The organism is Streptomyces sp. NPDC048353 (assembly GCF_055587165.1).
In genome coordinates, this window is record NZ_JBVJGU010000009.1 from 217,729 (window position 1) to 244,346 (window position 26,618).

Genomic DNA, 26,618 nt, shown 5'->3' on the forward strand with positions numbered 1-26,618 from the left:
CGTGCGCCTCAATTCGGTTTCCGGCCGCCGTCGTCCGCGCGCCGGCCGCCCCTCCGGGCGGGCGCATGATCACGTTTCGTCCGCTCACGCCCCTCTTCCGCGCCCCCGGCCCCCTCTGGTAGACGTGGCGAAACCTGTTCGATTACGCCGAAAGCACCGCCATGAACCAGGGCTCCGATCCCGACCACGTCACCTTCACCATCGACCTCACCGCCGAGGAGGCGCGCCGGCGGGCCGAAGTCGTCGCGGCTCTGGGACCCGACTGGGACCCGGTGGCGGTGCTTCGGGGAGAAGAGGCGGCGCACGCCCTGCTCTACTCGGGTCTGGACGCCGAGCAGCGGCGGATCCACGCCATGCTGGTGGCGGCGGGCGTGCTGCCGGGAGAGGAGCCCGGCCGTGCGGCTGCCCATTGACCCCCACGCCGACCGGGCCCGCCGCGCCTGGGTCGCCTGTCCGGGGTGCGACGACGCCCGTGACTGCGCGACCTGCGCGGACCGCCGCAACTGTGCGGACCACTGGCGCTATCTGATCGCCAACAAGGGGCCGAGGGTCCATCTGCAGTGCCCGAACTGCACCCACACATGGACCCTCGACACCGCTCGCGAGCGCCGCCGCGACCGGGGCCCCCACGGCTGACGCTCCCGGGGGCCGATGCTCAGCAGATCCGCGGCAGCTGCTCGCCGAGCGGCATGTCGACCACCCGCGTACCACCGAGGCCCGTACGCGCCACCACCATGCCCGGGTGCGCCTCGACGGCCTCCCCGATCACGGCCGCCCCGGCTCCCAGCGGATGGGCCCGCATCGCGGCGAGGACGGCGTCGGCGTGCTCACGCGGGACGAAGGCCACGAGCTTTCCCTCGTTCGCGACGTACATCGGGTCGAGGCCGAGCATCGCGCAGGCGCCGGCCACCGGGGTGGGGACGGGGACGGCCCGCTCCTGGACGACGACGCCGGCTCCCGATGCGGCCGCGATCTCGTTGAGCGAGGCGGCGAGCCCCCCGCGCGTGGGGTCGCGGAGCACGTGCAGGTCCGAGGTGACGGCGAGCATCGCCTCCACCAGGCCGCCGAGCGGAGCGCAGTCGCTCTCGATCTCGACGCCGAACTCCAGGCCCTCGCGCACGCTCATGATCGCCACGCCGTGGACGCCGATGGGCCCGCTCACGATGACCACGTCGCCGGGGACGACGCGCTGCGGCCGGAGGTCGACACCGGGCGGGACGAGACCGATGCCGGAGGTGTTGATGTACACGCCGTCGCCGTGGCCGGCCTCCACCACCTTCGTGTCGCCCGTCGCCACCTGCACGCCCGCCGCGCGGGCCGCCGCGCCGAGCGCGTTCGCCACCCGGGTCACGACCTCGGTCTCCACCCCTTCCTCCAGGATGAACCCGCAGGACAGGTAGGCCGCGCGGGCGCCGCTCATGGCGAGGTCGTTGACGGTGCCGTTCACGGCCAGGTCGCCGATGCTGCCCCCGGGGAAGAAGAGGGGGCGGACCACGTAGGAGTCGGTGGAGAAGGCCAGCCGGGCGCCCCCGAGTTCGACGGTCGCCGCGTCGGTGGTGACCGAGAGCGCGGGTCCGCCGAAGGCGGGCGCGAAGATCTGCTCGACGAGTTCGGCGGACAGGGCGCCGCCTCCGCCGTGGCCCATCACCACGCGCGGCTGGTCCCGCAGGGGTGCCGGACAGGTCCAGGCGAGCATGTCGGGTGCCTGCTCCGCAGGCGTGACGCGGGTGAGCTCAGACAACGGAACTCCCCTCCAGGGCGGCGGACGTGGCCGGGGCCTGATCCGCGGACGGGGCCGGGGCCTGCCGCGCGGGGGATTTCTGCGCCGGGGCGCCGAGGTCGAGCCGCCGGTACAGGTAGTACGCGGCGCACGCCCCCTCGCTGGAGACCATGGTGGCGCCCAGCGGGGAGCGGGGCGTGCAGGTCGTGCCGAACGCCTCGCACTCGTGGGGCTTCAGCAGCCCCTGCAGGACCTCGCCGCTGCGGCACTCGGCCGGCTCGCGGGTGTCGATCCCCTCGACGGAGAACCGGTGCTCGGCGTCGTACGCCCGGTACCGCTCCGACAGCCGCCAGCCGCTGTCCGGGATGACGCCGATCCCGCGCCACGCGCGGTCGGTGACCTCGAAGACGTCGTCCAGCATCGCCTGCGCGGCCGGGTTCCCCTCGGGCGGCACCGCGCGCGGATAGGCGTTCTCGACGGTGTGCTCCCCCCGCTCCAGTTGGAGCACGGTCCGTCGCACGCCTTCGAGGATGTCCAGCGGCTCGAAACCGGTGACGACGATGGGCACCCGGTGCCGTGCGGCGAGGTCGGGGTACTCCGCCGTCCCCATCACACTGCACACGTGCCCGGCGGCGAGGAACCCCTGGACGCGGCAGTCCGGGGACCTCATGATCGCCTCGATCGCCGGGGGTACGCGTACGTGGGAGACGAGCAGGCTGAAGTTGCGGATGCCGAGCTTGCGCGCCTGGTGGACCGTCATGGCGTTGGGCGGCGCCGTCGTCTCGAAGCCGATGCCGAAGAAGACCACTTCGCGGTCGGGGTTCTGCTCGGCGATCCGCAGCGCGTCGAGCGGGGAGTAGACGACGCGTACGTCGCCGCCCTGTCCGCGGACCTGGAACAGGTCACGGCCGGTGCCGGGGACCCGCAGCATGTCCCCGAAGGAGCAGAAGATCACCCCGGGCCGGGAGGCGATCTCCAGCGCCTTGTCGATCACTTCCAGCGGCGTCACGCACACCGGGCAGCCCGGCCCGTGGATCAACTCCACCTCTGGCGGCAGCAGTTGGTCGATCCCGTGCCGGATGATGGTGTGGGTCTGACCGCCGCAGACCTCCATCAGCGCCCAGGGCCGGGTCACCGTCGCCCGGATCTCGTCGAGCAGCCGCCGGGCCAGCTCGGGGTCCTGGAACTCGTCGATGTACTTCACCGCCGCACCTCTCCGGCCACGCCCTCGGTCGGCGGCCGCTCGTCTCGCGTCACTTCGGCGGCCGACTCCCACGGGTCGCCGAACTCCTCCTGGAGCATGCCGAGGGTCTCGAACAGCTCCAGCGTCCTTCTGGCCGACTCCTCGTCGAGCCGCTGCAGGGCGAACCCGACGTGGACGATGGCGTACTCGCCGGGCTTCAGGTCCGGCAGGTACTCCAGGCACACCTCCTTGACCACGCCTCCGAAGTCGACCGTGGCCATCCGGGTGCCGTCCCGGTCCTCGACGTCCAGCACTCTTCCGGGTACCGCCAGGCACATGGGTGTCTCCTCACTGTCGCTCTCGTCGTGGCGTGCCGGGGACGGCCGCCCGGTCCGTGACACGGGCGGCCACGACGAGCTGGCCGAGCGCCAGACCGCCGTCGTTCGGCGGGATCCGGTGATGGCGCAGCACGGTGAAGCCGTCCTCGCGCAGACCGTGGGCGCAGGCGGAGGAGAGCACCGCGTTGGCGAAGACTCCCCCGCTCAGCGCGACCGTCTCCACACCGGTCCCGCTCCGGGCGGCGGCGCAGACCGTACGGACCAGTCGGGCCACCGCCCGGTGGAAGCGGGCCGCGACGACGGGTGCGGGGGCGCCGTCGAGCACGTCGTCGACCACCGCCGCCAGCAGGGGCGCGGGGTCGGCCGTGAGCGGATCGCCGGCCCGCCCCGGCTCCAGCCGGAAGGCGTAGCGTTCGTCCTCCGCCACCGCCGGCGCCCGCAGCGCCGCCGCCTCCAGCTCGATCGCGGCCTGAGCCTCGTATCCGGCGTGGTGGCGGATGCCGGCGAGGGAGGAGACGGCGTCGAAGAGCCGGCCCATGCTGGACGTGGGCACGCAGTTCAGTCCGCGCTCCAACTGCTGCTGCAGCAAGGGAAGTTCATCGGGCGGGCAGGCGCGGGTGCACGGCAGTCCGGGGTCGGGGGCGATCCCCGCGGCCCGCAGATGGGAGAGCGCCATGCGGTAGGGGCGTCGTACGGCCGCGTCGCCGCCGGGCAGGGGGACGTAGGCGAGGTGCGCGAACCGCGCGAACCCGGCGTAGTCGGCGATGAGGAACTCCCCGCCCCACACGGCGCCGTCGAGACCGTGGCCGGTGCCGTCGAAGGCGACACCGATCACCGGCCGGGCGCCGTCGAGACCGTGCTCGGCCATGGCGGAGGCGATGTGCGCGTGGTGGTGCTGCACCGGGACGACGGGCCGCCCGGCCGCCTGCCGCCGGGCCCAGCCGGTGGAGCGGTAGCCGGGGTGACGGTCCGCGGCCAGCAGCCCGGGGCGTACGCCCGTGACGGACTCCAGCTGCCGCTCGGCGGTGACGAGGGCGAGCTGGGTGGAGAGGTCGTCCATGTCGCCGATGTGGGCGGAGAGCCATGCCCGGCGTCCCTCACCGAGGCAGAAGGTGTTCTTCAGATCGCCCCCGACGGCGAGGGCGGGGGCGACCTCGACGGGCAGGGTGACGGGCAGCGGGGCGTAGCCGCGCGAGCGGCGCAGGGTCAGCTCCTCGCCGTCGCAGACGCGGACGACGGAGTCGTCGCAGGGGACGTGGATGGGGCGGTCGTGCAGCAGCCAGGCGTCCGCCAGACCGGTGAGCCTGGTCAGCGCCTCCGCGTCGTCCGTGACGATCGGTTCGCCCGAGAGGTTGCCGCTGGTCATGACCAGCAGCCGTGGCCCCTCACGGTCCGGTGCGCCCAGACCGAGGAGCAGATGGTGCACGGGGGTGTACGGGAGCATGAAGCCGAGGTCCGGGCTGCCCGGCGCCACCGCCGGGGCCGGGGCGGCCCCGGGGCGCGGTGCGGCATCGTCACGGCGCCGCAGCAGGACGACGGGGCGGGCGCCGCCGGAGAGGAGTTCGCGTTCGAGCGGGCCGAGGTGGACGAGGGGCTCGATGTCGGCGAGGTCGGCCGCCATCATCGCGAACGGCTTGTCGCCGCGCGCCTTGCGGCGGCGCAGTTCGGCCACCGCGTCGGCGTTCGTCGCGTCACAGGCCAGGTGGTAGCCCCCCAGGCCCTTGACGGCGAGGATCGCCCCGGCGGCGAGCATCCGGCGCGCGCCGGCGACGGGGTCCGGGTCGGGGTCGCGGTCGTCCGTGTCGGCCCCGGAAGCCCGGCCCGAGTCCGCGTCGGGAGCGCTCTCCTGGTCGGCGTCCCGGCTGTCCGGGTTCCCCGGGCCCGGGAGCAGGCGGAGGCGGGGGCCGCAGTGGGGGCAGGCGACCGGCTGGGCGTGGAAGCGGCGGTCCGTCGGGTCGGCGTACTCCCGGGCGCAGTCCTCGCACATCGGGAAGCCGGCCATCGTGGTGTGGGCCCGGTCGTAGGGCAGGCCGGTGACGATGGTGAACCGTGGCCCGCAGTGGGTGCACGTGATGAACGGGTGCAGGTACCGCCGGTCGGCCGGGTCCGCGAGTTCCGCGAGGCAGTCGGCGCAGGTGGCCGTGTCCGGGGGGACGAGGGTGCGGACGGCGCCGCCCTGGAGGGAGGGCACGATGGTGAAGCCGCGGCCGCCGCTCGCGGCCACGTCGGCCGCCTCGACGGATTCCACCCGGGCCAGGGGCGGCGCGTCGGGCGCGAGGCGGGCGCAGAAGGCCGCCACGTCCGCCGGGGCGCCCTCCACTTCGGCGACGACGCCCTCCGCCGTGTTGGTGACGTGGCCCGACAGGCGCAGCCCGGTGGCGAGGGCGTGGACGTAGGGCCGGAAGCCCACGCCCTGGACGACACCGCGGACGACCACGCGGCTGCGCCGCGGGGCCGTCTCGGTGGTGCCGGCGGGCCGCGCGGTGGTCACGCGCCGACCTGGGCCATCACCGGGCTGTGGACGGTGTTCCCCTCGGCGGCGGCCAGGGCCCGGTCGAGCAGGACGCCGGCGCCGCGGCCGTCGCGCACCGAGGTGAGGACGACCTCCACCCCGGGGTTGACCTGCTGGACGTGGGCGCGGAAGGCCGACTCGTCGAACGCGGCGGCCTCGGCCATGTCGGTCTTCGTGACGATCACCAGCTGCGCGAGGCCGAAGGCCGTGGGGTACTTGAGGGGCTTGTCCTCCCCCTCGGTGACGGAGGCGAGCACGACCCGGAGGGACTCGCCGAGGTCGTAGCCGGCGGGGCAGACGAGGTTGCCGACGTTCTCGACGAAGAGCAGCCGGGTGTGTTCGGGCAGCCAGTCGTGCAGGTGCCGGGCGACCATGTCGGCCTCCAGGTGGCACAGGCCGTCGGTGAGGACCTGCTTGACCGGGACGCCCGCGCGGGCGAGCCGGAGGGCGTCGTTCTCCGTGGCCAGGTCGGCGGTGAGCGCGGCGACGCTGACGTCCCGCTCGCGGGCGAGGCGCAGTTCGCTCTCCAGCAGGGCGGTCTTGCCGCTTCCGGGGCTGGAGAGCAGGTTGACGACGGTGGTGCCGCGAGCGGTGAGTTCGGTACGGAGGATCTGCGCCGCGGCCTCGTTCTTGGCGAGGACGGCACGCTGGAGGTCGACGGCTCGGCACATGCTCAGCTCTCCTCGGGGATGGGGCGGCGATCGTGTGCGCGCGCCGTCGCGGGGTCGGCCCAGCGGACCTCGCGGATGCGGAGTTCGCGGCCGGAGACGAGCTCGTCGGCCGCGGCGCCGCAGCCGGGGCAGAGCAGCGTCGGCGGCATGCCGACCGCCCAGTCCTCGGCACACGGGGCACAGCGCGCGGTGCCCGGGACGGTACGGGTGATCAGCTCGGCGCCCTCGACGACGGTTCCGACGCAGGCGAGTTCGAAGCAGAAGGCGAGCGCGTCGGAGACGACGCCGGCCAGCTCGCCCACGTCCAGCCGGATGCTGGTGACACCGGAGGCTCCCCGGGACCGCGCCGCCGTCTCGACCTGGTCGACGACGGCCACCGCGACGGACATCTCGTGCATCGGTCTCCGTCCTGGGCGCGCGGGGTGGCTCTCGGGCGCCATTAGAGGACGGGCGGGCGGGCACGGGCGGCCCGGCACGCCGGGCCGGGCGCTGGTGTCGTCCGTTCGGTGGAGCACTCAGGGCGGCCGCGGCCCGGGCGCCCGGCCCGCGAAGCCGCGTGCGGGCCGGGGTGTCATGGCGGGGCGGGAGGTCCTGCGCGGGCCGGCGGGTTCTCGTGCGTCCCTCGGGCCGCGCGGGACCCCGTTCCGTGTGGCACCCGCCCCGTCGACGTCACGCTCACCGTGACGCCGGCCGGTGTCGGCGGCGACGCTCCGTTCGGCTCTTCCGGCCGGACGGCGGGGCGGCGGCCCCGGGTGGTGGGGTCAGCGGGCCGCGAGCAGGACCGCGTCGCCCCAGGCACCGTACGGAGTCCCCGACGCCCCGCACGTGCCCTCGACCTTCTCGGCGGTCAGCCGCAGGGTCTCCACTCCGGTCAGGTCGATCTCGATGCTCGCCGTGCCGGCCTTGGTGACCCGGACCGTGGTCCGGGTCTTCCCGTCGGCCACGACCACCATCTCGGCCGTGATGTCGTCCGGCGTGTGCGGCTGGAGCCCGGCCTTCGCGATGAGCGCCGAGAACCGGCCGTTCAACGCGTAGGTCACCCCCGCCGGTTCGCCCTCGCAGCCGACCCAGGCCCCGGTGGACCGGGGAAAGGCGTCGCCCGCCAGGACGGCGTCGATGTGCTGCCCGGAGGAGCCGCCGTCGCGGTCGGTCGGCGTGAGATCGAACAGCGGCATGCTGTTCAGCACGGCATCGTGGCGCCACCGCACGGAGAGGTCCACGAGTCCGGCCTCGGGGGTGGCGTCATTCACGAGGAGGTCACCGGCCTGCAGGGACCATTCGGCCACGCCGAGGAAGTACAGGTAGCGGAGCGCCTTCACGGCCCCCAGCTGGTCCTGTGGCAGCCGCAGGCTGTCGGCGGACTGGTGGATGGCCCGTGCCGGGTCCACGCCCCAGGCCTTGACGCCGGTCTCCAGCGACTGGGCCAGGCACTCGCGCAGACCGGAGAGTTCGGCCACGGTGCCGCTCGCGTCGGCGTTCGCCGTGCGGTCGGCGGCCGCCCACACCGACGAGGACGTCTTGCCGAGGCAGTCCACGTGGGCGAGGCCCAGGCTCTTGCCGCCGCCCAGCGGAATGTCACCGCCCGCGGCGAGGAACACCTCCGTCGTCATCCACGCGGCGAGGGCCGCGGTGTCGCGCCGGGCCCACCCCTGGATGACACCGGCCTGCCGCGCGGGCCGGTCGAAGACGACGGTCGCCGAGCCGCCGCTGATCAGCGGGACACGGTTGCCGGCGCGGACCGCCCCGAACCGCTGGAAGACGCCGGAGACCCCGTCCGTCCACATCGAGGACCGCATGTCGGCGTACGGGCGGTCGAAGACGACCGACACCGGATAGCCGCGGTTATTGGCGATCTCCAGCACCAGCTGGTCGTCCCGGCCGTAGCCGCAGGCGAAGATCTGCGAGTTGTCGTCGGGCACGGTCGTCACGTCCTTGACCCACCCGGGGACCTTCGGCCGACCCGAGCAGTCCGGCTTGGCTGCGCGGGTCCCGAACAGCCGTCCCGCCTGGTACTCGGCCCAGGAGGCCGCGCCGGCCACGTCGTCGGCGCGGTCGACGATCCAGGTCTTCCAGGAGAAGCCCTCCAGGGTCGCCGTCAGGACCCGCGCCTGTGCGTCGGCCTCGGTCTCGACCGGGTACCACCGCTTCGTCTCCGGGTCGTACGTGACGACCCGCGCCGTGGCCCCCTCGGGCACCGCCGACGGGTCGTACGGCATCGTCAGCGTCACGTCCCCGGACGGCGGCGCGTCCGCGTGCACGTCCCACACCGGTGCGGAGCGGGCGAGCGCGCCCAACTGCTCCACGGGCGCGCCCGACGCCTCGGCGACGGCCACGCGCATGCCGACGGGCAGCGCTCCGCCGGCCACCCGGACACCGAGCCCGCGCGGGCCCTTCAGCGTCAACCCGTCCGCCGCGACGGTCCCGGACACGGCGGACGCCGACGCCGAGGCCGTGGCGGACGCGGGCTTGTCGCCCGATGTCCCGTCGCCGTCGGCTCCGTTGCCCGGCGAGCAGGCCGCGAGGGCCATGAGCAGACCGAGGACGAGCAGCCTCCGGGTCGTCGTCGACCCACCCCGTCCGCCCCGTGTCGCGGCGGACCTCTTTTCGTACGAGATTCCCGGCAAAGCCCCTCCTTCTGTCCCGAAGGCACGCACCTTGGCACAGAGCGCCGGAGTGGCGGGCGGTCTTGGCGGAATCGCAACACGGCCGGTTCCGGACGGCGCTCCCCTGTCGCCGCATCGGGTCCGGGCGAGCGGCCTCGGGGTGTCACATCCTGCTGATGCGCAGGTAGCGCCGGACGTCGGGCAGGACTCCCCTGACGACGGCGACGACCGCCAGTGCGGCCGTGCCCACGGCGGCGGCGGTGCCGACGACGCTCTTGTTCGTGTGCTTGTGCCTGTGCTTGGTCACGGTCTCTCCCTGGGGGCTTCAGAGGCTTCGGACAGCGGCTTCCTGGCGGACCAGTTCGGTCACCATGCGGACCGCCTCGGGTACCGCGGCGGCGACGCTCGGGCTGAGCCCGATGCCTTCGTCGAGGCAGGCCGGTTCGCAGCCGACGACGAGGATCCGCCGCGGCGGCGCCGCCCCGGTCCCCGCGCACAGCGTGTCGAGCAGGGCCAGGACGGCGTCGGGTGTCATCCGGTGGCCGTCGAGCGGTGCGGGGTGCGGGTCGGCGCCGCGGTCCTCGGGCGCCGAGGCGTCGATCAGGTACAGCGTTCCCGGTTCGCCGCCGCGGGCGGTGACGTCGATGAGGACGAGGGTGTCCCAGCCGTCGAGGAGCTGGTAGGCGAGGTGGACGCCGCGGATGCCGACGTCGGCCACGTCGACGAGAGGGGGGAGTTCCTCGCGACCGAGGCGCCGTACGGTCTCGACGCCGAATCCGTCGTCGCCGAGGAAGATGTTGCCGACCCCGGCCACGAGCGTGCGGGCCGGGCCGGGCGCGGCGGCGGCCTCCGGGGCGACTCCGGTCACGGGCGCCGCGGCCCCGGGCGCGGAAGCACCGGCCGCGCGCCCGCCGCCCGCACCCGCCTCGGGGCCGGTCACCGGTCCTCCGGGGTGGCGACCTCGTCGGGCTGGAAGTAGAGGAAGCGGCCCTGTTCGCGGCGGATGTCGGCGCCGGGGTCGTCCTCCACGGTCACGGCGATGTGGACCCCGCCGTCGACATCGTGCAGGACGGCCTCGACGAGGGCGGCGCGGCCGTCGAGGAACAGGTCCTGGGCGTCGCTGCGGTGCAGCCGGGGGCGCAGCAGGACCCGGCTGCCGGCGCGGACGGGGCGGCCGTCGACGAGGACGTGGTCGCGGCCCGGATCGACGCCGGTGTCGCCGCCCGGGTCCCACCAGGGCGTGTCCGGCCGGAGGAGGTCCGGGGCCGGCTCCCGCGCGCCGGTGACCTCGCGCAGGCTCCGTACCGCTCCGTGCAGGCGCTCCAGGACCTCGGGCGGCATGGTGTCCGCGAGGTCGATGACGGCGGCGGCGCGGGCGTCGGTGCCCCGGGCCTCGCGCTTCTCCTCGTCCGTGAGGGCCGCGGTGCGCAGGGCGAGGATCTCGTCGATCTCGGTGGCGTCGTAGAGGGCGCCAGGGCTCTCCGGGGCGATGGCCGGGTGGTCGTCGAGGATGATCGGGGAGGAGAGCATCAGGTCGCCGCGGCCCGGCTCGCCGGCCAGGACGGGCCAGGTGTGGAGGTTGCGGCAGGCGGCGACGGCGCCCTTGGCCCACTCCGGCGGATCGGTCATGGACAGGAACGATCCTCCGTCGAGGCGGAGCAGCGTGTGCGTGGCAACCAGGGAGTACGGCAGCGCCGCGTGCCGGTCGGCGCCCGGCTCGGCGGTCCAGGTGCTGGTGTTCTCCACCGTGACCGTCAGGCGCTGGACGCGGTACGGGCCGTCGAGGTCGGCTGCCGAGATCCGCAGGGTGCCGCTGATCTCCTCGCGGCGGCGCAGCATCCGGCCGATGACGCGTCCGTCGGTGTCGGTGACCTCTTCCACCTCTTCGGCGGCCGGGCGGGTGAAGGGCAGGGAGGTGCCGTCGCCCGCGAGTTCGCCGACGGGGACGACGAGGGCGACCCGTTCCTCGACGCCTTCGTCCCAGGCGACCAGGACCCGGTCGGGGAGCCGGAGTTCGCCGGTGGGGGCGAAGGTGCCGTCCGGGCGGAGCTCCTCGACGGTGCGTCGTTGCGCGCGCAGGAAGCGGACCTCCACGGCGAGTTCGGCGCCGGTCCTGGGCTCCATCAGGCACTCGGTGTGCTGGAAGTCGTGCTCCTCGGCGGCGGCGCTCCACGTCGGCGGCACCAGGACGCCGAACTGCCAGCGGAGCCGGTTCTTCGCGGCCGACGCGCGGTACGGGTAGAGCACGTACCCCTCGAAGAGGACGGCGTCGGCGACGTGCCGGGCGACGGCGAACCGTGCCTCGGTGCCGGGGTTGAAGGCGACGGTCGTCATGGTGTCCTCTCCCCCGCCTCTTCGAGCAGGGTCTCGACGGTCGCCTGCCAGGACGGCAGGGCCCGCCGTGACCGGTAGGCGAGCAGGGCGTCCATGGTGTCGGCCGGGAGCCGGAGCCAGCCGCAGCCGGGGAAGTGCTGGTCGATCATCTCCCGCCAGGTCTTCACCGGCATCCGGTGGGAGACCTCCTTGTCCCAGGGCACGGGCTCGACCTGGAAGCCGCCTGCGCCGGTGAAGGCGGTGCCGGAGAAGAGCAGGAGGAGGGGGACGTCGCCGTCGGAGAGCGACCGGAGGTAGCGGGACGCGGCGATGTCTGTGTCGTAGGTGCACGGCACGACGAGGTCGGTCTCGATCTCCCCGGTGAAGCCGGGGACCATCACGGAGACCTGGGCGAACTGAACCGGGTTGAGGCTGCTGCCCCAGCGGGAGCGTTCGCCGAAGAGGTCGCCGAGGGCGGCGGCCTCGGTGTCGTCGTAGCCCCGCCGGGCGGGTTCGATGCGGATCTGGCAGCGCAGGGCGAGGGCGTGGACGCGGGCCCCGCCGGAGGCGGTGATCCGGAGTCGGAAGACGAGCGTGGGGCCGGCCGCGTACGGGTCGGCGCGGACGTCGGTGCAGCCGAAGGAGAACTCGGTCACGGCCGGCCTTCCCGCGGTGCGCGTGCCAGGCCGCGTACGTGGGTGAAGAGGGCGTCGAGGTCGGCCCGCGCCTCCGCCCCGCCGTCGAAGCCCTGCCAGAGCAGTCGCATGCGGCCCACCAGTTCGTAGCAGAGGTCGATGGGCACGAGGAAGCATTCGGTGCGGCCGTCGTGGCGGCGCAGCAGCAGGGCCTCCACGTCGGGTTCGAGCAGCGCGGCGAGCCGGGTGGCGTCGAGGACGCGCCGCCAGGACTCTTCCTCCAGTTCGCTCTCGGTGGCTCCGGCGGGGCTCGGGTAGAGCGCCACGGGCCGGTCGAGGGCGGAGTTGCGGAAGAAGAACGCGACCGAGACGGGGATGCGCAGGGACTCCCACGCCCGGTCGTCGATCCGGTGTTCCGGGTCGCTCAGGTGACGGTCGGGGACCGCCCGGAAGCGTCCCCGGTCGGTGCCGGATCGGTCCATGAGCTGCGAGCACGGGCCGCACGCGCAGACCATGGCCCGCCGGTCGATGTCGACGAGGTGGCGGTGCCGTTCGCCGGCGAGCGGCACCCCGCACAGTTCGCAGCGTTCCTCAACGGGCGGGCGCGGGGTGGTGAACCGGCGCAGGCCCGTGGGCCGGGGCTCGCTGATCCGGCCGGTCAAGGCGCCGGTCGCGGAGCCGGTCACGAGGCCGTGGCCGGGGAGCGGCCGTCCGCGCCGGTGAGCGGCGGGCGGGTGCCGATCTGGAGCAGCGCCGGTTCGCGCGGGGCGGCGGGCTCCAGCTCGACGCCGGTCACCTCGGGGGCGAAGCAGGCGAGGGCGTCCACGGCCGCCTGGCGGACGGACTCCTGGGTGCCGGAGCACCCGCAGCCGCCGGACGAGGCGGCCGGGCGCAGCCGCAGCACTCCGGTCGCCGCGTCGAAGCCGGTGTTCTCCACGGGCTGCGGCAGTCCGGAGAGGGCCCGGTCGATGCGGTCCTGCACGGACTCGGGGTTCAGGCCGTGCAGGTTGAGGAGGCTCGCGACGAGTTCGTCGGCGACCAGCGTGCGGAGCGGGTCGGCGGGCGGACGGGCGGCGGGACGGCCCAGGAGGTCGACGACGCGGGCGAGCCCGCTGCCGTAGAACTCCATGAGGACGCGCACGACGTCCTCGGCCGCCGCGCAGGCGTCGGCGTCGCCGGTCCGCGCGAGGCGGTCCAGGACCTCCTCGACCCGTCGGCCCGCCTCTTCGGCGGTGGTCGCGCTCATCCGGCCAGCCCGCTCAGGCCGGTGGGGACGTGCATCTGCTTCACGGTCCTGCCGTTGCCGGTGTACATGTGGACGCCGCACGGCAGGCAGGGGTCGAAGCTGCGCACGGCGCGCATGATGTCGATGCCCTTGAAGTTCTCGGGGGTGTTCTCCTCGAAGATCGGGGTGTTCTGCACGGCGTCCTCGTACGGGCCGGGGGTGCCGAAGGTGTCCCGGGTGGAGGCGTTCCACGGCGTGGGCGGGTACGGGTGGTAGTTGGCGATCTTGCCGTCCCGGATGACCATGTGGTGGGAGAGGACGCCCCGGACGGCCTCGGTGAAGCCGACGCCGATGGACTCGTCGGGGACCTCGAACTTCTCCCAGGTCTGGGTGCGTCCGGCGCGGACCTCCTCCAGCCCCTTCTCGGCGCAGTGCAGGGCGACGGCCGCCGCGTACGCCTGGAAGTAGGTCCGGGCGCGGTTGCGCTCCAGGGCGTTGCTCCACTGCGGGATCTTCCACTCGAAGGTGGTCTCCGGCTTGGTCATCGTGCGGGGGAGGTTGATGACGACGCTGTGTCCGGTGGCCTTGACGTAGCCGATGTCGACGAGGCCGGAGAGGGCGGTGGACCAGAGGCGGGCGATGGGGCCGCCGCCGGTGTCCAGGGCCAGGTGGTCCTTGCCGTCGAACCAGCGCGGGGACATCACCCAGCTGTACTTGTCGTCGAAGTTCCGCTTCTGCGGGGCCGGGATGGTGTGCTGGTTCCACGGGTGGCGCGGGTCGACGGGGTTGCCGAGCGGGTCGTGGGTGACGAACTGCTCCTGGCCCTGCCAGTCCTCGTAGTACGAGCTGCCGAGCAGGATGCGGATGCCGAGGTTGATCTCGGTGAGGTCGTTGGTCACGAGCTTGCCGTCGACGACGACGCCGGGGGTGACGAACATCCGCCGGCCCCAGTCGGTCATATTGGCGTAGGTGAAGTCGCAGTGCTCGGGGTCGTTGAGCGCGCCCCAGCAGCCGAGCAGCACCCGGCGGCGGCCGACCTCCTCGTAGCCGGGCAGCGCTTCGTAGAAGAAGTCGAAGAGGTCGTCGTGGAGGGGGACGACCCGCTTCATGAACTCCACGTAGCGCATGAGACGGCTCATGTAGTCGGTGAAGAGCTGCACCGACGCGATGGTGCCGACACCGCCCGGGTAGAGCGTGGAGGGGTGGACGTGCCGTCCCTCCATCAGGCAGAACATCTCGCGGGTGTAGCGGCTGACCTGGAGCGCCTCGCGGTAGAACTCGCCCTCGAGGGGGTTGAGGGAGCGCATGATGTCGGCGATGGTGCGGTAGCCGTGGTCGGCGGCGTGCGGGGCCTCGGTGCGCTCGGCGAGCTCCAGGACCCCGGGGTTGGTCTCGCGGACCATCTTCTCGCAGTAGTCGACCCCTACCAGGTTCTCCTGGAAGATGTTGTGGTCGAACATGTACTCCGCCGACTCGCCGAGGTTGATGATCCACTCGGCGAGGTGCGGGGGCTTCACGCCGTACGCCATGTTCTGCGCGTACACGGAGCAGGTGGCGTGGTTGTCGCCGCAGATGCCGCAGATGCGGCTGGTGATGAAGTGCGCGTCGCGGGGGTCCTTGCCCCGCATGAAAACGCTGTAGCCGCGGAAGACGGAGGACGTGCTGTAGCACTCCGCGACGCGCTTCTGCTTGAAATCGATCTTGGTGTGGATGCCGAGACTGCCCACGATCCGGGTGATGGGGTCCCACGCCATCTCCACAAGGCCGGAGCCGTCACCCGTCGTCTTCGCCGGAGATGCCATGGTCGTCGTGATGCCCTTCGTGAGCTCTTCGATCGCGCGAACAGCGGTGTGGATGGGGGGTGTGCGGGGTGGTGCGTTGGTGGGCGGGGCCGTGACGGCTACCAGGGCGGCCGGTAGCCGGTGGTGATGCGCTCGCCGGTGTGCCGCCACTTCGGCTCCTTGTCCACGGTCCTGGCCGTGATGGTCCGCAGGCGGCGGATGACGGAGCCGTACACTCCGCTGGCGGTGCTGGAGACCTTGCCGCCGGGAGGCTCGTCCATGAACGGCATGAACTTGTCCGGGAAGCCGGGCATGGTGCAGGCGATGCAGATGCCGCCGACATTGGGGCAGCCGCCGATGCCGTTCATCCAGCCGCGCTTGGGGACGTTGCACTTGACGACCGGCCCCCAGCAGCCCAGCTTGACCAGGCACTTGGGCGAGTCGTACGTCGTGGCGAACTGGCCCTGCTCGTAGTAGCCGGCCCGGTCGCAGCCCTCGTGGACGGTCGCCCCGAACAGCCAGGTGGGGCGGAGCTTGTCGTCCAGCGGGATCATCGGCGCGGAGCCGACGGCCTGGTAGAGCAGGTAGGTCAGGGTCTCCGCGAAGTTGTCCGGCTGGATGGGACAGCCGGGGACGCACACGATCGGGATGCCGGCGTGCGACTTCCAGTCCCAGCCGAGGTAGTCCGGTACGCCCATGGCGCCGGTCGGGTTGCCGGCCATCGCGTGGATGCCGCCGTAGGTGGCGCAGGTGCCGATGGCGACCACCGCGAGCGCCTTGGGCGCCAGTCGGTCGATCCACTCGCTGGTGGTGATGGGCTGACCGGTCTCCGGGTTGTCGCCGAAGCCGCACCAGTACCCCTCCTGCTTGATGGCCTCGTTCGGGATCGACCCCTCGACGACGAGCACGAACGGGTCGATCTCGCCCCGTTCGCCCTTGAAGAACCACTCGATGAAGGTGTCCGCGCCGCCGACCGGGCCGCACTCGAAGTCGATCAGCGGCCAGTGGACCGCGATCCTGGGGAGTCCCGGCAGCCCGGCCAGGGCGATCTCCTCGATGCTGGGCTGCATGGCGGCCGTCAGGGCCACCGAGTCGCCGTCGCAGCTCAGACCCGCGTTGATCCAGAGGATGTGGATCGGTTTCTCTTCGCTGCCCGGAGCGGCGCCCTGTTCCTCGACCGGGGCCGGCGTTGCTGCACTCATGAGTCGCCTCCTGAGGAGGGATGGGGCGGGGCCGCCTGTCGCGGGCCCACGTCTTGCTTAACAGTCGGCCGGGAGGCCCGCGCCCGCACCTGGGCCGTCCGGGGACGGCGTGCGCGGAGCCTCCTTCCGGGCGAAGGCCCGGCGCAGTGCGTGGTAGGGCGCGGCGGGATCGTCGAAGATCGCCCGCATGCGGGAGAGTTCCCGCTCGCGGTAGGACGCAAGGGGGGTGTGGGCTTCCCGGCGCTCGTGTTCGGCCTTCTTCGCCGCGACGCGGGCCGGGAGACCGGGACGGGATGCCAGGTGGGCGGCCAACCGGGTGACCTCGGCGGTGAACTCCCCGGGCGGGCACGCGACGCCCCGGTCCACGAGGCCCATGTCGAGCGAGGCCCGCGCGGAGACGGGCCGGGCCTCGTCGGTGAGCCGTGCGGCCAGGGCCGGGCCCACTCTGCGGGGCAGCGTGTACGTCCAGTACTCCGACCCGTACAGGCCCATGCGGCGGTAGTGCGGGTTGAGCACCGTGCCCGAGCGGCACCAGACCTCGTCGGCGGCGAGGGCGAGCATCACCCCGCCGGCGGCTGCGTTGCCGCCGATCGCGCTGACGACCAGCCGGTCGGTGGTGGTGAGGACCGCCTCGACCAGGTCGTTCATGGCGTTGATGTTGGCCCAGGACTCGGCGGCCGGGTCGGCGGCGGCCTCGATGACGTGGAGGTGGATGCCGTTGGAGAAGAAGTCGCGCTGCCCGCCGAGGACGAGGACGGAGGTGGGGCGGGTGCGGGCCGTCCGGTAGGCGTCGAGGAGCCGGCGGCACTGGTCGGTGCTCATCGCCCCGCCGGGGAACGCGAAGGACAGGACGCCGACGGGGCCCTCCTCCCGGTACCGGATGTCGGACCAGCTCCGCTCGGCCGGACGGCCGGGCTCCGGGAGCGTCGCGGGCTCCGTGAGGTCGGGGAGCTCCGGCAGCCGGTCCCCGAGGGCCAGGGTGGCGGGGAGCTTGCAGGCGCGCGGCCGGCCGGCGCCGGTGCGGGCCCGGAGCTCGGGGATCCACACCGCGCCGTCGGCCGTGGCCCGGCAGACCGCGCCCGCCCGGATGGCGAGCAGTTCGCCGGGCCGGCCGCGCAGACGGTCCTCGGCGTGGCCGCCGTGCAGGAACCACTCGGCGCCGAGCAGCACGTCACGGACGCCGGGCTGGGAGTCGGCGGCCCGCAGGATCCGCAGCACGGTCGCGGTGGTGTCCTCCTCCCACACGATCCGGCGCTGTTCCTGGCGGAGCACGGGACGCGCCCGGACCGCGCCGCTCTGCGGACGCGGTACGGCCCCGGCCGCGACCCGGTCGACGGCGAGGAGCACGGCGGAGACGGCGGCGTCGGACAGTTCGTTGCGGTACAGATCGCTCTTGCCCACCTCGGGGACGCGGAAGGCGGCGGATGCCCAGACGTCGCCGGCGTCCATCTCCTCGTCGGCCTGGAGGACGGTGACGCCCCACTCGGCCGCGCCGTCCTGGACCGCCCGGTCCAGGGAGGACGGGCCGCGGTCCCCCACCGGGCCCGGGTGCACGATCAGGCAGCGGTGCGCCGTCCACACGTCCCGGGGCACGACGGCCTTCAGCATCGGGGCGACGACCAGGTCGGGGGCGTGGCGGGCGACGGCGTCGCGCACGGCGGGGCCGTCCGGCGTGACCTCCACGGGGACGGTGTGCCCGCGGTCGCGCAGCTCGACCAGGACACGCTGGGTGAGGCTGTTGAAGCTGCTGGCGACGAGCAGAACGCGCATGGCGGCCCTTCCGGGTGGCGGCGGCCGTGACGGCCCCGAGGGACGGTGGGGCACCCGACCGCCAGCGATCCTCGGGCACCGGGAGCCTCGGACGAGGGCGACGCAGCCGGGCCTCACCCGTTCGAGGCATCCGTCCGACCGATTGGCGGGGGCGCCCCGCCGGACGGGGAGGCCGCCCGCCGCCGGTGTGGGCGGGACGGTACGGGCGGTGCCGGCGAGGGACGGGGGGCCGTCGACGTGCCGTGGGGTACGGCCCGTGGAAAAATCGGATACCTACGGGTATGCGCAGGCGTACCTCCCGCATGGACAGGCAGGTCGGTCGATGGCCGAGAAACCGAAGTCATCCGGGCCCTCGCGCGGCGGGTCGAAGCGCGACGGCATGGCCGGGCAGCACGGCTGGTCCCCCGACGTCGACGAGACCCGGCAGCAGGACAACCCGAGCGCCGCGCGTTCCTTCCACCCCGAGAAGCACGCGCCCTCGCGCGGCAAGGGCCGGAAGGCCTCCGAGGAGGAGACCCAGGACGTTCCCGGCGACACCGTCCACAGCGACACCGCGCGCGGCGAGAAGCGGGGCGGCTCGGAGAAGGGCATGCACGACACGGGCCGCAAGGGCCGGTCGCAGCGCCCCTCCGGTACGAAGAAGGACTCCGCGTTCACCGGTGTGGACGCCGACGACGACGACGCCTCCGGCCCCCGCCCCGGCTGAGGCCGGCACCCCCTCCGATGGTCCGTACGGGCGGTCCGCGGCGGCCGCTCGTACGGGTGGTGCCACCGGCGGGCCGTACGCGCGAGCGACATGATCACCCGTACGTGAATTCCTCCTCTCCGCCTCCCCGCTGACGCCGATCCTGGGGGCACGGCGGCCGACCGGCGCCGCCTTGACGCATGCGGTGCTGGGGGAACGGGATGACACAGGGAACGGGCCGACGCGCGGGTTTGGACGAGCAGGCGGTGTTGCTGGCGGCCGGACTGGCCGATCTGGCGGTGAGCACGCTCGGCACGGCCCTCGGCACGGTCCGGGGGCTGCTGCGCCGCTCGGACGCCGCGGAGCTTGCCGCGGAGGCCGAACACGATCTCGTCGCACGGGGCCGCCTGGTCCTCGACCGGTTCGCGTCCGCGCCCCCGGCCCATCTGGAGGTCCTCGCCCGGCACGCCCTGGCCCGCCGGGCCGCCGCCGCGGCCCCGGCGTGGCAGGCCGCCGACGATGTCTGAGCGGTGGGAGGCGGCCGCCTTCAAGAACCGCGTCGACGACGTGCTGCACGACTTCGTCGCCCGTGAAGCGGAGCAACTGGCCGCCGTCGACGGGGCTTTGAACCCGGTGGCCGAGCAGCTGGAGGCCGCGGTCACGGAGGGCAAACGACTGCGGGCCGCCTTCTGTTACTGGGGATGGCGTGCGGCGGGACAGCCGGACAGCGACGCGCTGCTGCGGGCGGCCGCCTCGATCGAGCTGGTGCACGCCGCGGCAGTGGTCCACGACGACCTGATCGACGACAGTCCGCTGCGGCACGGCCGGCCCACGGCGCACATCGCCCTGCGCGACGCCGTCCCCCGCAACCCGCGCGCCGGCGCCGCCGCCCGCTCGCTGGCGATGCTGGTCGGGAACCTGCTGATGTCGCTGGCAGGCCAGCTGTTCGCCACCAGCGGTCTGCCCGCCGCGTATCTGGCCCGGGCCCGCCCGCTGTGGTCGGTCCTGGCCCGGGAGCTGATCGCCGGCGAGTGCCTGGAGATCCTGCGGACGGGCGCCGACCCGGACACCACGGCATCGCTGAAGGTGATCCGGTACAAGACCGCGAAGTACACCGTCGAGCAGCCCCTGTTGATCGGTGGCGCCCTGGCCGGCGCCGGTGAGCGGCTGCGCGCGGGATACTCCGCGTTCGGGCTGCCCCTCGGCGAGGCGTTCCAGCTGCGGGACGACCTGCTCGGCCTGTTCGGGGATCCCGAACGCACCGGCAAGGACAACGCCGACGACCTGCGCGGTCACCGGCCCACGGCGCTGCTGGCGGAGACCTGGCGCACCGCCGACGGCGAGGAGCGGGAGCGGTTGCGCGCCCTCCTCGGCCGTCGGGAGCTGGACGCGGACGGTCTGGAGGCGGTCCGCGCGCTGATGCGCCGGCTGAAGGCCCCGGGCCGTATCGAAGTCATGATCGCCGTTCGGGTCGAGGAGGCCCTGAGCGCGTTGCACGCCATGAACGCGCCCGCGCACGCCACGGCCGCCCTCTCCGCGCTGGCGCAGGCGGCGGCGGTCCGGCTGTCCTGAACGGCCCGGCCACCGGCCCGCCTACATGCCTGCTTTGACTGTCTGTCACATCAGAAGGAGCCCCTGCCATGACCCGTACCGAGGCCTCGATGGACGCCCTGCGGCAGGACGGTGACGAACTCGCCGACGCGACCGTCGCCGCCCTCTTCGAGCGCGGGGAGGTCGGCGCGTTCAACACCCTGATGCGCTTCGTCTCCACCGCCGGCGCTCCCCTGCCGGACGGACTGCCCGAGGTCGCCCGGGAGTACCTCCACGCCACCAGCCTCCCGCCGGCCTGGGTCGACTGGGGGGAGATGGAGAGGGCACGGCTGTTCTTCATCGACAACAACGTGCACATCTCCACCGCGTTGTCCTTCGCCTCCATGCCCGCGTGCTACGTCGTCCCGCACGTGGCGAAGCTGCTGTCGACCACGCACGGGCTGCAGTACCCCTCCAAGCGGATGGCGGAGACCGGGCAGTTCACCGTCTATCTGATGCAGCCCGGCGCCTTCGAGGCGGGCAGCCGCTTCATCCCCGCCGCCCAGAAGGTCCGCCTGCTGCACGCGGCCATCCGCCACCACCTCATCCGGGAGAACCGCTGGGACACCGCGCGGCTCGGGACGCCGATCTGTCAGGAGGACATGATCGGCGGGCAGATGTTCTTCTCCCTGCTGGTCCTGGACAGCCTGCACCGCCTGGGCATCCACATGTCGACGGAGGGCGCGGAGGCGTACTACTACGCCTGGCGGGTGGTCGGCGCCATGCTCGGTGTCGACCAGGACGCCGTGCCCACGACCCTGGAGGACGCCCGCTCGTTCCTCGATCGGTACATGGTCCGGCACATGGGGCCGTCCGAGGAGGGGGCGCACCTGACGCGGCAACTCGTCGACCTCTACGAGGAGGTGGTGCCCGGGACCTTCTTCGATCCGATCGTCTCCGCGCTCATCCGCCACCTCGTCGGGGACACGTGTGCCGACTGGCTCGACGTGGCCCGCACACCCTGGGACACCGTCGTCAAGGCCGTGCCCCACCTCCTCGGCGTCCTGGAGACCATCGAGGACCGCTCCCCCCTCGGAGCCTGGGCGCTGGACCGCCTCGGCCATCTCACCACCGTCCTCGAACTGTCGTCCCTCACCCGGGGGCGGGTCATGCACTACGCCATTCCCGAACAGCTCAAGAAGGACTTCGGCGTCTCCGGCGCGGTGCCCCGCACCCACCGGTGGGCTCCGCCCGCCGCCACCGTCCCCCGCTGACGGCGCTCCGGAGCACGGCGGTCCGGAACACGCTCGGGGACGGCGACCCGGGGCGGCGGTCTCAGGGGCGCCGGGCGGCCCACACCGTGCGCTCGGTGCGCACCCGCAGATCGTCGCGGCGCAGGAGGCTGTGCGGTCCTTCGGTGTCGAGCAGCCGGTCGTAGGCGGCCAGGTCCTCGGCCGTCAGGGCGTCGGCGACGCCCCCGCGCATGCGTCGCAGGCCGGCGAGGGCGTAGCGGCCGACCGTGTCCGCGGCGGACGGGCCGAGGTCCACGCGGAGGACACGCTCCTGCTCGACGGTGAAACCGGCCCGGGCCAGCGCGGCTCCCCAGTCGGCGCCCCGGTGGGGAAGGCGTTCGGCGTGGTGGCGGTCGAGGGCGGCGTGGCAACGCTCCTCGAGGCCGGGAGCGTCCTCGGGGGCGTTCTCGGGCAGGAAGCGGGGGAAGCCGGCGAGTTCGACGACGGCGAACAGCCCGCCGGGCGCCAGCAGGCCGTGGACCCGGCGCAGGGTGTCGTCGGGTGCGGCCATGTGGTGCAGGGAGGCCGACGCCCAGACGAGTTCCGGTGTGCCGAGGTCGGGCCACACGGCCGCGTCGAGGTCGGCCCGGACGAGGCGCAGCCGCTCGGCCGCCCCGGCGGCGGCCGCCTTCTCGCGCAGGCGGTCCAGGTGGACGGCCGAGGAGTCGACGGCGGTCAGCTCCGCCCCGGGGAAGTGCGCGAGGAGGGCGAGCGCGCCGGCGCCGGTCCCGCTGCCCAGGTCGACGATGTGGCGGGGGCCGGTGTGTACGGGCAGTTCGGCGATGAGGGACGCGGTGTGCGCGGCGAGCACCTCCGCGTCCAGGTCGAGGATCTCCGTCTGGTCGTGGTCCTGGCCGCGGTCGGTGTCGGTGTCGGGGTGGTGGTGTGCCGGGCCGTGGCCGGAGCCGTGGGCCGAGGGGGCGGGGTGCGCGGCGTGCGACGAGGGAGGGGTCATGCCGTCACGCTAGGCGGCCGCCCGCCGGGGAACCCATGGGGTGGCGGAACGCGCAAGACGATGATCCGATTCCTTGCCGGACGCGCAAGCCGTCAGCTCGTCGGACGGTTCGGCTTCCCGTTGCCGTCGCCGCCCTGGTGGCCACGGCGGGCGTCGCGGTCGAAGATGCCGAGGACGTCGCAGGGTCCGCCTTCGGCGCCGATCGCGTGCGGGAGCATCGTGGGGAACTCCGCCGCCTGGTCGGTCTCCACCCTGATGCGCCGGTTGCCCAGGAGCAGGATCGCGGTGCCGGAGAGGACGACCAGCCATTCGCGGCCGGGGTGGGCGCGCATGCGGGACGGGTTGTCGGGCGGCGGGTCGGTCACGCGCTGCCGTACGACGGTCATACCGGGCTCCGCCTTGATGGGCCAGCGCTTCGACCCGCGGGCGGCGTCGATCATCGGGTGGGAGACGACATCGTCGGTGGCCGTCTCGACGAGCTGGTCCAGTGAGGTGTCCAGGGCACGCGCGAGGGTCACGAGCTGGTCCAGGGCCAGTCGGCGCCGCCCGTTCTCGATCCGGCTGAGCGTGGACTGGCTGAGCCTGGCCCGGGACGCCAGCTCCTCCAGGGACCAGCCCTGCGCCATGCGCAGGGCACGGATGCGGGTGCGTACCAGGCTGTCCAGCTCGCCGTCCTCTTGCGTCATGAGCAGCACCGTATGCCGCGCCGGCAAGGCGCGCATGCGCGGGGCGTGGCCGGGCCGGGCCGCCCGAGCGTCCGGAGGCGGTCCGCCGGGCAGGGGTCCGCTCCGGCGGGCGGTGGGCCGCCGGTGGCCCCGCGTGCGTGCGAAGGAACGCGGGGCCACGCGCGCGACCGCACCCGGTCCGTTCCGACGGAGGTGCCGGCCACCGTACGGGCCGGCCGGGCCGACGGCCCGTCAGCCGACGGCGTACGGGGGCCGGCCGGTGGGGTACGGGGGACGGCCGGCGGGGTACGTCGGCCGCGAGGTCCTCCGGCTCACCGCGGCCGGGGCTCCGGCTCGCCCCAGCCGCGGAGTTCGCCGTCGTCGGCGAGCCGGCCCGTCAGCCGGACCGGGCCGTCCGCGGTGGTGGGCACCACCAGCCACGGCCCCCGTCCGGTGGCGGACACGGCGCCCCGGGCAGTGACCGCGGTCAGGCGGCGGCTGCCGGCCGCGAGGTAGTAGCGGGTTCCCGACGGAGCCGTCCAGTACGTACCGGCGAGCAGGTGCTGGCCGAACCGGCCGCAGGCGGCGGTGTCCGGTGGCGAGGGCGTCGGTCCCGGCACCGGCCGGGTGGTTCCGGTGGGTGCCTCCAGGGCCACCGCCACGCGGGCGCGGCCCGCCCAGTCCTCCGCGCGGGTGCACGTCCACGTGGCCCGGCCGGCGTTCCCCGGGAGGGGCTGACGGCGAACTCCCAGCGGTTCACGGCGCGTACGCCCGCCCCCCTCAGGCCCGGCAGCGCGCAGGCCGAGCGGGCCCAGGCAGCGAGACCGGCGGCGGAAGTGGCCTCGCGCGGCTGGCGGGCGAGCGTCCCGGAGCCGGGCGGCGGGGTCCAGGTCAGATGGGCGGGGACGAGCTCCCCGAGGTCGGCGAGGAGGAAGGAGTGGTCCTCGACGATCCGCCGGGAGGAGCGCAGGTCCAGCACGGGGACACGGGCGCAGTCCCCCGGCACGTGGGCGACGGGGTCGGTGACGCCGTCCCCGTCGACGGCCAGCGGCGCGCCCGGGCCGGTGGGCCCGCGGAGGTCCCGTACGGCGCTGTGGTCGATCCAGGGCGCGAGGAGGTAGCGGGCCTTGCCGGGTGTCCGGCCCACGACGACGGCCGCGCCGGCCGTGACGCCGGTGTCGTCGGCCAGGGCCAGGTCGACAAGGGCGGTGCCGCCTCCGGTGAGCGGCTCGGCGTAGCGGACGAGACGGCGGCCGTCGTGGAGGAGCACGACGGCCGCGTCGTCGACCGTCCCGGCGAAGAGCAACTGGGCGGGGGCCGTGGGCGGGGCGAGGGGGGTTCCGGGCGTGTGGGTGAGTCGCGGGGCGGCCCGGTCGCCGGCGGCGCGCGGGAGCGCCGCCCGGGCCCAGGCGTCGAGGGCGCGGGACAGCAGGGCCGTGTCGCCGGTCCGCGCGCCACGGGCGGGCCAGACGGTGAGGTCGACGCGTGCGGTGTCGGCCCACAGCTGCCCGGGGGCGCGCACGAGGCGGGCGGGGTCGACCGCGAGGGCGAGGGAGGCCGGGGCGGTGCTCTCGCGCGCGGCGTCCTCGGGGCGGGACGTGAGCACGGCGGTCGCGGCGGCGGTGAGCAGCAACGCGGCCACGCAGGCGGCGAGTTGTCGCCGGTGCCGGCGGCGCAACAGGTCGGTGGGGCGGGTCTGGACGGTGCAGGCGTCGAACTCGGCTCCCTGGAGAAGCGACGCGGCGGCGCCCGCCGTATCGGCGAGGCGTTCGGCGGCCCGGAGGGCGGCGGCCGGGTCGCTCGCCCCCGCGGTGGTCAGCAGTCCGGCGGCGGTCCGGGCGGGGAGCCCTTCCAGGACGCGCAGCCCGAAGGCGGCGCGGATCTCCGGGGAGACGGCCGCCAGCTCGCGCTCCAGGGCGAGTTCGCCGTCGTCGCCGGCCGCGGGGAAGAGGCGCAGCCCGAGGACCAGGGGAAGCAGGGGCCGGGAGGGGAGGCGCGAGGGGCGCCCGGCGGCGCGCAACGCGCCGGACACCACCCGCTCGCGCAGCCAGGAGAGCGCCGGATCCTCCTCGTCGCGCTGGGCGGGGAGCGTCGGCCCCTGGCGTGAACGGGCTGCTCCCGAGAGGGACTTCTGCACCAGGGCGTGCGCGGCGCGCACTCGGCGATGCCGGCCGAGTGCGGGCGGGAGGATCAGATGGGCGAGCCGGACGAGCCGCGGATAGTGCTCGACAAGGGCCGCTTCGGCGACGTTCCTCGGGGGGCGGGTGGGCGCGAAGACCGCGGCGGATATGGCGGTGCGGTGGGAGGTGTCGTACGACTGCATGCCCTGCCCAACGAGGGGGCGGTGCCCCGGTCACCTCGGACGGGTGACCGGGGGCGCCGCCCGGCACACGCTCCCGCGCCCCGTGCGCCGGAGTGGGCTGCGGGTGCGCGCCGGGCGGGGCGGTTGCGTCGGTCGCGTCTCAGTAGGTGAAGGCCAGGCCGTGGGTGCGGGCGATGTGCCCGCTGACGTGCCCGGCGTGGATCACGACCGGGTTGCCCCAGGTGTGCCTGACCTTCAGGGACACCCGGAGCTGGGAGCAGCCGCCGAGATCGGCGGTGGTGAGGTAGAGCGTGTGGGGCGCCGACTGGTGGTGCTTGGCGTCGGAGACGCGCCAGGTGGCGGCCGGGCTAGTCCTCGGGGCGCCGCAGCGGGCGCCGTCCGGGTTCTGCGGCTGCGCCTCGATCCACGTCTGCACGTGGGTGCCGTCGAAGGCGGAGGTGCCGCCCGGGCAGATGGGTGAGCCGGCCTTGCAAGTGGTCAGGTTGGCGTCCTGCACGACGGCGATCCGGTCGGCGCCGGTGGGCGTGACCGTGTAGCCGAGGGTGGTCGCGGTGCTGCCGGGTCCGACCACCCGCTCGCTCTCCTGCGGGAGCGTCCAGCGCGCCGCGTACGGGTAGGAGGCGCGGGCGAGTTCCGCTCCGGCGCCGACCCGCATGGTCACCACGCGGCCCTGGTTGACGATGGTGGAATAACTCGTGACCGACAGACGGCAGGTGTACGTGGCCTGCTCGGGCGCGACGAACACCCATCGCACGGTCGGGGACTGCGAGGTCTCGTCCGGCGGCAGGAAGTTCGCCGCCCAGTAGGCGCCCGCCTCCACCCCCGCGGGCAGCGGGTCGGTCTCCGGGGTGCCACCGGCGTACGCGCAGCGGATGGAGAGGGTGGTGCCGAGCCAGTCCCCCTCGCCGAGTGGGGAGACGTTCGCTATGACGACGTTGCGCGACCACAGGTACGAGCGCTCCCCGGCCCCCGCCGTGAACGTCACCTCCGTCCCGGGGATGTCCCGGTACGGGCCCGCCTTCGGGGTCACCTGGTAGTCGAACGGGCCCGTCAGCGCGGCCTGTGCGGGCGCGGCGGTGCCCACGAGTCCGGTGAGAGCGAGAACGGACGCGGCGAACATGCCGCCGAGGCGGGCGGCGAGTCGGCTTCTGAGACGCATACGGGAGGTTCCCCTGTACTGGTCGGATGATCGTTGACGCGGGACCAGGGGACTGT

Annotated in this window: 27 protein-coding genes; 6 read left to right on the forward strand and 21 right to left on the reverse strand. The window is 74.0% G+C overall.

Annotation, left to right across the window (positions count from 1 at the left end; translation table 11 throughout):
- Positions 1–161: 161 nt before the first annotated feature.
- The gene (locus ACZ6RC_RS28885; protein ID WP_391136418.1) at positions 162–413 is read left to right on the forward strand and encodes a DUF6400 family protein; all 252 of its coding nucleotides are present in this window, start codon (positions 162–164) and stop codon (positions 411–413) included.
- Positions 397–636 (forward strand): hypothetical protein, encoded by a 240-nt coding sequence (locus ACZ6RC_RS28890; protein WP_469588627.1) that lies wholly within the window; start codon positions 397–399, stop codon positions 634–636. Before ACZ6RC_RS28885 ends, ACZ6RC_RS28890 begins: the two co-directional genes overlap by 17 nt.
- 19 nt (positions 637–655) lie before the next feature.
- On the opposite strand, the gene hypE is transcribed toward ACZ6RC_RS28890, so the two are convergent.
- From hypE to ACZ6RC_RS28970, 16 genes are all read right to left on the reverse strand, one after another.
- The gene (hypE, locus tag ACZ6RC_RS28895; protein ID WP_469588883.1) at positions 656–1,696 is read right to left on the reverse strand and encodes a hydrogenase expression/formation protein HypE; all 1,041 of its coding nucleotides are present in this window, start codon (positions 1,694–1,696) and stop codon (positions 656–658) included.
- A gap of 37 nt (positions 1,697–1,733) precedes the next feature.
- Entirely contained in the window at positions 1,734–2,924 is a 1,191-nt protein-coding gene (gene hypD / locus ACZ6RC_RS28900) for a hydrogenase formation protein HypD (RefSeq protein WP_469588630.1), read from the reverse strand.
- Positions 2,921–3,241 carry a HypC/HybG/HupF family hydrogenase formation chaperone gene (locus ACZ6RC_RS28905; protein ID WP_469588633.1) on the reverse strand — a complete coding sequence of 107 codons (321 nt, stop codon included), beginning with the start codon at positions 3,239–3,241 and terminating at the stop codon, positions 2,921–2,923. The genes hypD and ACZ6RC_RS28905 overlap by 4 nt, the downstream gene beginning before the upstream one ends.
- A 10-nt stretch (positions 3,242–3,251) precedes the next feature.
- Positions 3,252–5,732 carry a carbamoyltransferase HypF gene (gene hypF, locus ACZ6RC_RS28910; RefSeq protein WP_469588636.1) on the reverse strand — a complete coding sequence of 827 codons (2,481 nt, stop codon included), beginning with the start codon at positions 5,730–5,732 and terminating at the stop codon, positions 3,252–3,254.
- Entirely contained in the window at positions 5,729–6,424 is a 696-nt protein-coding gene (hypB, locus tag ACZ6RC_RS28915; protein WP_469588639.1) for a hydrogenase nickel incorporation protein HypB, read from the reverse strand. Before hypB ends, hypF begins: the two co-directional genes overlap by 4 nt.
- Positions 6,425–6,426: 2 nt before the next feature.
- Entirely contained in the window at positions 6,427–6,822 is a 396-nt protein-coding gene (locus ACZ6RC_RS28920) for a hydrogenase maturation nickel metallochaperone HypA/HybF (protein WP_469588641.1), read from the reverse strand.
- 363 nt (positions 6,823–7,185) lie between these two features.
- Entirely contained in the window at positions 7,186–9,048 is a 1,863-nt protein-coding gene (locus tag ACZ6RC_RS28925; protein ID WP_469588645.1) for an NPCBM/NEW2 domain-containing protein, read from the reverse strand.
- A gap of 142 nt (positions 9,049–9,190) precedes the next feature.
- A complete protein-coding gene (locus ACZ6RC_RS28930) occupies positions 9,191–9,334 on the reverse strand; it encodes a DUF6893 family small protein (protein WP_469588649.1) in 144 nt (47 codons plus the stop codon).
- A gap of 18 nt (positions 9,335–9,352) precedes the next feature.
- Complete coding sequence (locus ACZ6RC_RS28935; RefSeq protein ID WP_453619179.1) at positions 9,353–9,895, reverse strand: hydrogenase maturation protease; 543 nt, start codon at positions 9,893–9,895, stop codon at positions 9,353–9,355.
- 68 nt (positions 9,896–9,963) lie between these two features.
- Positions 9,964–11,361, reverse strand: a complete 1,398-nt coding sequence (locus tag ACZ6RC_RS28940; RefSeq protein WP_469588652.1) for a hypothetical protein — start codon at positions 11,359–11,361, stop codon at positions 9,964–9,966.
- A complete protein-coding gene (locus tag ACZ6RC_RS28945; RefSeq protein WP_391136451.1) occupies positions 11,358–11,996 on the reverse strand; it encodes a DUF6084 family protein in 639 nt (212 codons plus the stop codon). Before ACZ6RC_RS28945 ends, ACZ6RC_RS28940 begins: the two co-directional genes overlap by 4 nt.
- Positions 11,993–12,661, reverse strand: coding sequence for a DUF5947 family protein (locus tag ACZ6RC_RS28950; protein ID WP_469588658.1), 669 nt, complete (start codon positions 12,659–12,661; stop codon positions 11,993–11,995). Before ACZ6RC_RS28950 ends, ACZ6RC_RS28945 begins: the two co-directional genes overlap by 4 nt.
- Complete coding sequence (locus tag ACZ6RC_RS28955) at positions 12,658–13,221, reverse strand: hypothetical protein (RefSeq protein WP_391136457.1); 564 nt, start codon at positions 13,219–13,221, stop codon at positions 12,658–12,660. Before ACZ6RC_RS28955 ends, ACZ6RC_RS28950 begins: the two co-directional genes overlap by 4 nt.
- Complete coding sequence (locus ACZ6RC_RS28960; protein ID WP_391136460.1) at positions 13,218–15,002, reverse strand: nickel-dependent hydrogenase large subunit; 1,785 nt, start codon at positions 15,000–15,002, stop codon at positions 13,218–13,220. Before ACZ6RC_RS28960 ends, ACZ6RC_RS28955 begins: the two co-directional genes overlap by 4 nt.
- 98 nt (positions 15,003–15,100) lie before the next feature.
- Entirely contained in the window at positions 15,101–16,183 is a 1,083-nt protein-coding gene (locus ACZ6RC_RS28965; protein WP_391136463.1) for an NADH-quinone oxidoreductase subunit B family protein, read from the reverse strand.
- Between the two features lie 57 nt (positions 16,184–16,240).
- Positions 16,241–17,953 (reverse strand): hydrogenase maturation protein, encoded by a 1,713-nt coding sequence (locus ACZ6RC_RS28970; RefSeq protein ID WP_469588662.1) that lies wholly within the window; start codon positions 17,951–17,953, stop codon positions 16,241–16,243.
- 322 nt (positions 17,954–18,275) lie between these two features.
- Between ACZ6RC_RS28970 and ACZ6RC_RS28975 the strand changes: the two genes are divergently transcribed.
- From ACZ6RC_RS28975 to ACZ6RC_RS28990, 4 genes are all read left to right on the forward strand, one after another.
- A complete protein-coding gene (locus ACZ6RC_RS28975; protein ID WP_391136469.1) occupies positions 18,276–18,659 on the forward strand; it encodes a hypothetical protein in 384 nt (127 codons plus the stop codon).
- Positions 18,660–18,859: 200 nt separating this feature from the next.
- On the forward strand, positions 18,860–19,165 hold the full coding sequence (locus ACZ6RC_RS28980) for a polyprenyl synthetase (protein WP_469588664.1): 306 nt from the start codon (positions 18,860–18,862) through the stop codon (positions 19,163–19,165).
- Positions 19,158–20,210, forward strand: a complete 1,053-nt coding sequence (locus ACZ6RC_RS28985) for a polyprenyl synthetase family protein (RefSeq protein WP_469588667.1) — start codon at positions 19,158–19,160, stop codon at positions 20,208–20,210. The genes ACZ6RC_RS28980 and ACZ6RC_RS28985 overlap by 8 nt, the downstream gene beginning before the upstream one ends.
- A 68-nt stretch (positions 20,211–20,278) precedes the next feature.
- A complete protein-coding gene (locus ACZ6RC_RS28990) occupies positions 20,279–21,442 on the forward strand; it encodes an oxygenase MpaB family protein (protein ID WP_391136478.1) in 1,164 nt (387 codons plus the stop codon).
- A gap of 61 nt (positions 21,443–21,503) precedes the next feature.
- Here the strand turns inward: ACZ6RC_RS28990 and ACZ6RC_RS28995 are convergent, their stop codons facing one another.
- The 5 genes from ACZ6RC_RS28995 to ACZ6RC_RS29015 all read right to left on the reverse strand — a co-directional run bounded on the left by ACZ6RC_RS28995 (position 21,504) and on the right by ACZ6RC_RS29015 (position 26,562).
- Entirely contained in the window at positions 21,504–22,415 is a 912-nt protein-coding gene (locus tag ACZ6RC_RS28995) for a class I SAM-dependent methyltransferase (protein WP_469588670.1), read from the reverse strand.
- 92 nt (positions 22,416–22,507) lie between these two features.
- Positions 22,508–23,101: a helix-turn-helix domain-containing protein gene (locus tag ACZ6RC_RS29000; protein WP_469588673.1), complete on the reverse strand. Its 594-nt coding sequence runs from the start codon at positions 23,099–23,101 to the stop codon at positions 22,508–22,510.
- 311 nt (positions 23,102–23,412) lie between these two features.
- Positions 23,413–23,544 carry a hypothetical protein gene (locus tag ACZ6RC_RS29005; protein WP_469588677.1) on the reverse strand — a complete coding sequence of 44 codons (132 nt, stop codon included), beginning with the start codon at positions 23,542–23,544 and terminating at the stop codon, positions 23,413–23,415.
- 23 nt (positions 23,545–23,567) lie between these two features.
- Positions 23,568–25,403 carry a hypothetical protein gene (locus ACZ6RC_RS29010; protein WP_469588680.1) on the reverse strand — a complete coding sequence of 612 codons (1,836 nt, stop codon included), beginning with the start codon at positions 25,401–25,403 and terminating at the stop codon, positions 23,568–23,570.
- Between the two features lie 139 nt (positions 25,404–25,542).
- On the reverse strand, positions 25,543–26,562 hold the full coding sequence (locus tag ACZ6RC_RS29015; RefSeq protein ID WP_469588683.1) for a hypothetical protein: 1,020 nt from the start codon (positions 26,560–26,562) through the stop codon (positions 25,543–25,545).
- Positions 26,563–26,618: the final 56 nt, after the last annotated feature.

Excerpts from the sequence above, each read along its gene's own strand:
- ACZ6RC_RS28885 (WP_391136418.1), top strand. The coding sequence starts at position 162 with ATGAACCAGGGCTCCGATCCCGACCACGTCACCTTCACCATCGACCTC.
- hypE (WP_469588883.1), bottom strand. The coding sequence starts at position 1,696 with ATGCTCGCCTGGACCTGTCCGGCACCCCTGCGGGACCAGCCGCGCGTG.
- ACZ6RC_RS28905 (WP_469588633.1), bottom strand. The coding sequence starts at position 3,241 with ATGTGCCTGGCGGTACCCGGAAGAGTGCTGGACGTCGAGGACCGGGAC.
- hypB (WP_469588639.1), bottom strand. The coding sequence starts at position 6,424 with ATGTGCCGAGCCGTCGACCTCCAGCGTGCCGTCCTCGCCAAGAACGAG.
- ACZ6RC_RS28920 (WP_469588641.1), bottom strand. The coding sequence starts at position 6,822 with ATGCACGAGATGTCCGTCGCGGTGGCCGTCGTCGACCAGGTCGAGACG.
- ACZ6RC_RS28940 (WP_469588652.1), bottom strand. The coding sequence starts at position 11,361 with ATGACGACCGTCGCCTTCAACCCCGGCACCGAGGCACGGTTCGCCGTC.
- ACZ6RC_RS28955 (WP_391136457.1), bottom strand. The coding sequence starts at position 13,221 with ATGAGCGCGACCACCGCCGAAGAGGCGGGCCGACGGGTCGAGGAGGTC.
- ACZ6RC_RS28960 (WP_391136460.1), bottom strand. The coding sequence starts at position 15,002 with ATGGCATCTCCGGCGAAGACGACGGGTGACGGCTCCGGCCTTGTGGAG.
- ACZ6RC_RS28965 (WP_391136463.1), bottom strand. The coding sequence starts at position 16,183 with ATGAGTGCAGCAACGCCGGCCCCGGTCGAGGAACAGGGCGCCGCTCCG.
- ACZ6RC_RS28970 (WP_469588662.1), bottom strand. The coding sequence starts at position 17,953 with ATGCGCGTTCTGCTCGTCGCCAGCAGCTTCAACAGCCTCACCCAGCGT.
- ACZ6RC_RS28975 (WP_391136469.1), top strand. The coding sequence starts at position 18,276 with ATGGCCGAGAAACCGAAGTCATCCGGGCCCTCGCGCGGCGGGTCGAAG.
- ACZ6RC_RS28980 (WP_469588664.1), top strand. The coding sequence starts at position 18,860 with ATGACACAGGGAACGGGCCGACGCGCGGGTTTGGACGAGCAGGCGGTG.
- ACZ6RC_RS28985 (WP_469588667.1), top strand. The coding sequence starts at position 19,158 with ATGTCTGAGCGGTGGGAGGCGGCCGCCTTCAAGAACCGCGTCGACGAC.
- ACZ6RC_RS28990 (WP_391136478.1), top strand. The coding sequence starts at position 20,279 with ATGACCCGTACCGAGGCCTCGATGGACGCCCTGCGGCAGGACGGTGAC.
- ACZ6RC_RS28995 (WP_469588670.1), bottom strand. The coding sequence starts at position 22,415 with ATGACCCCTCCCTCGTCGCACGCCGCGCACCCCGCCCCCTCGGCCCAC.
- ACZ6RC_RS29000 (WP_469588673.1), bottom strand. The coding sequence starts at position 23,101 with ATGACGCAAGAGGACGGCGAGCTGGACAGCCTGGTACGCACCCGCATC.
- ACZ6RC_RS29010 (WP_469588680.1), bottom strand. The coding sequence starts at position 25,403 with ATGCAGTCGTACGACACCTCCCACCGCACCGCCATATCCGCCGCGGTC.
- ACZ6RC_RS29015 (WP_469588683.1), bottom strand. The coding sequence starts at position 26,562 with ATGCGTCTCAGAAGCCGACTCGCCGCCCGCCTCGGCGGCATGTTCGCC.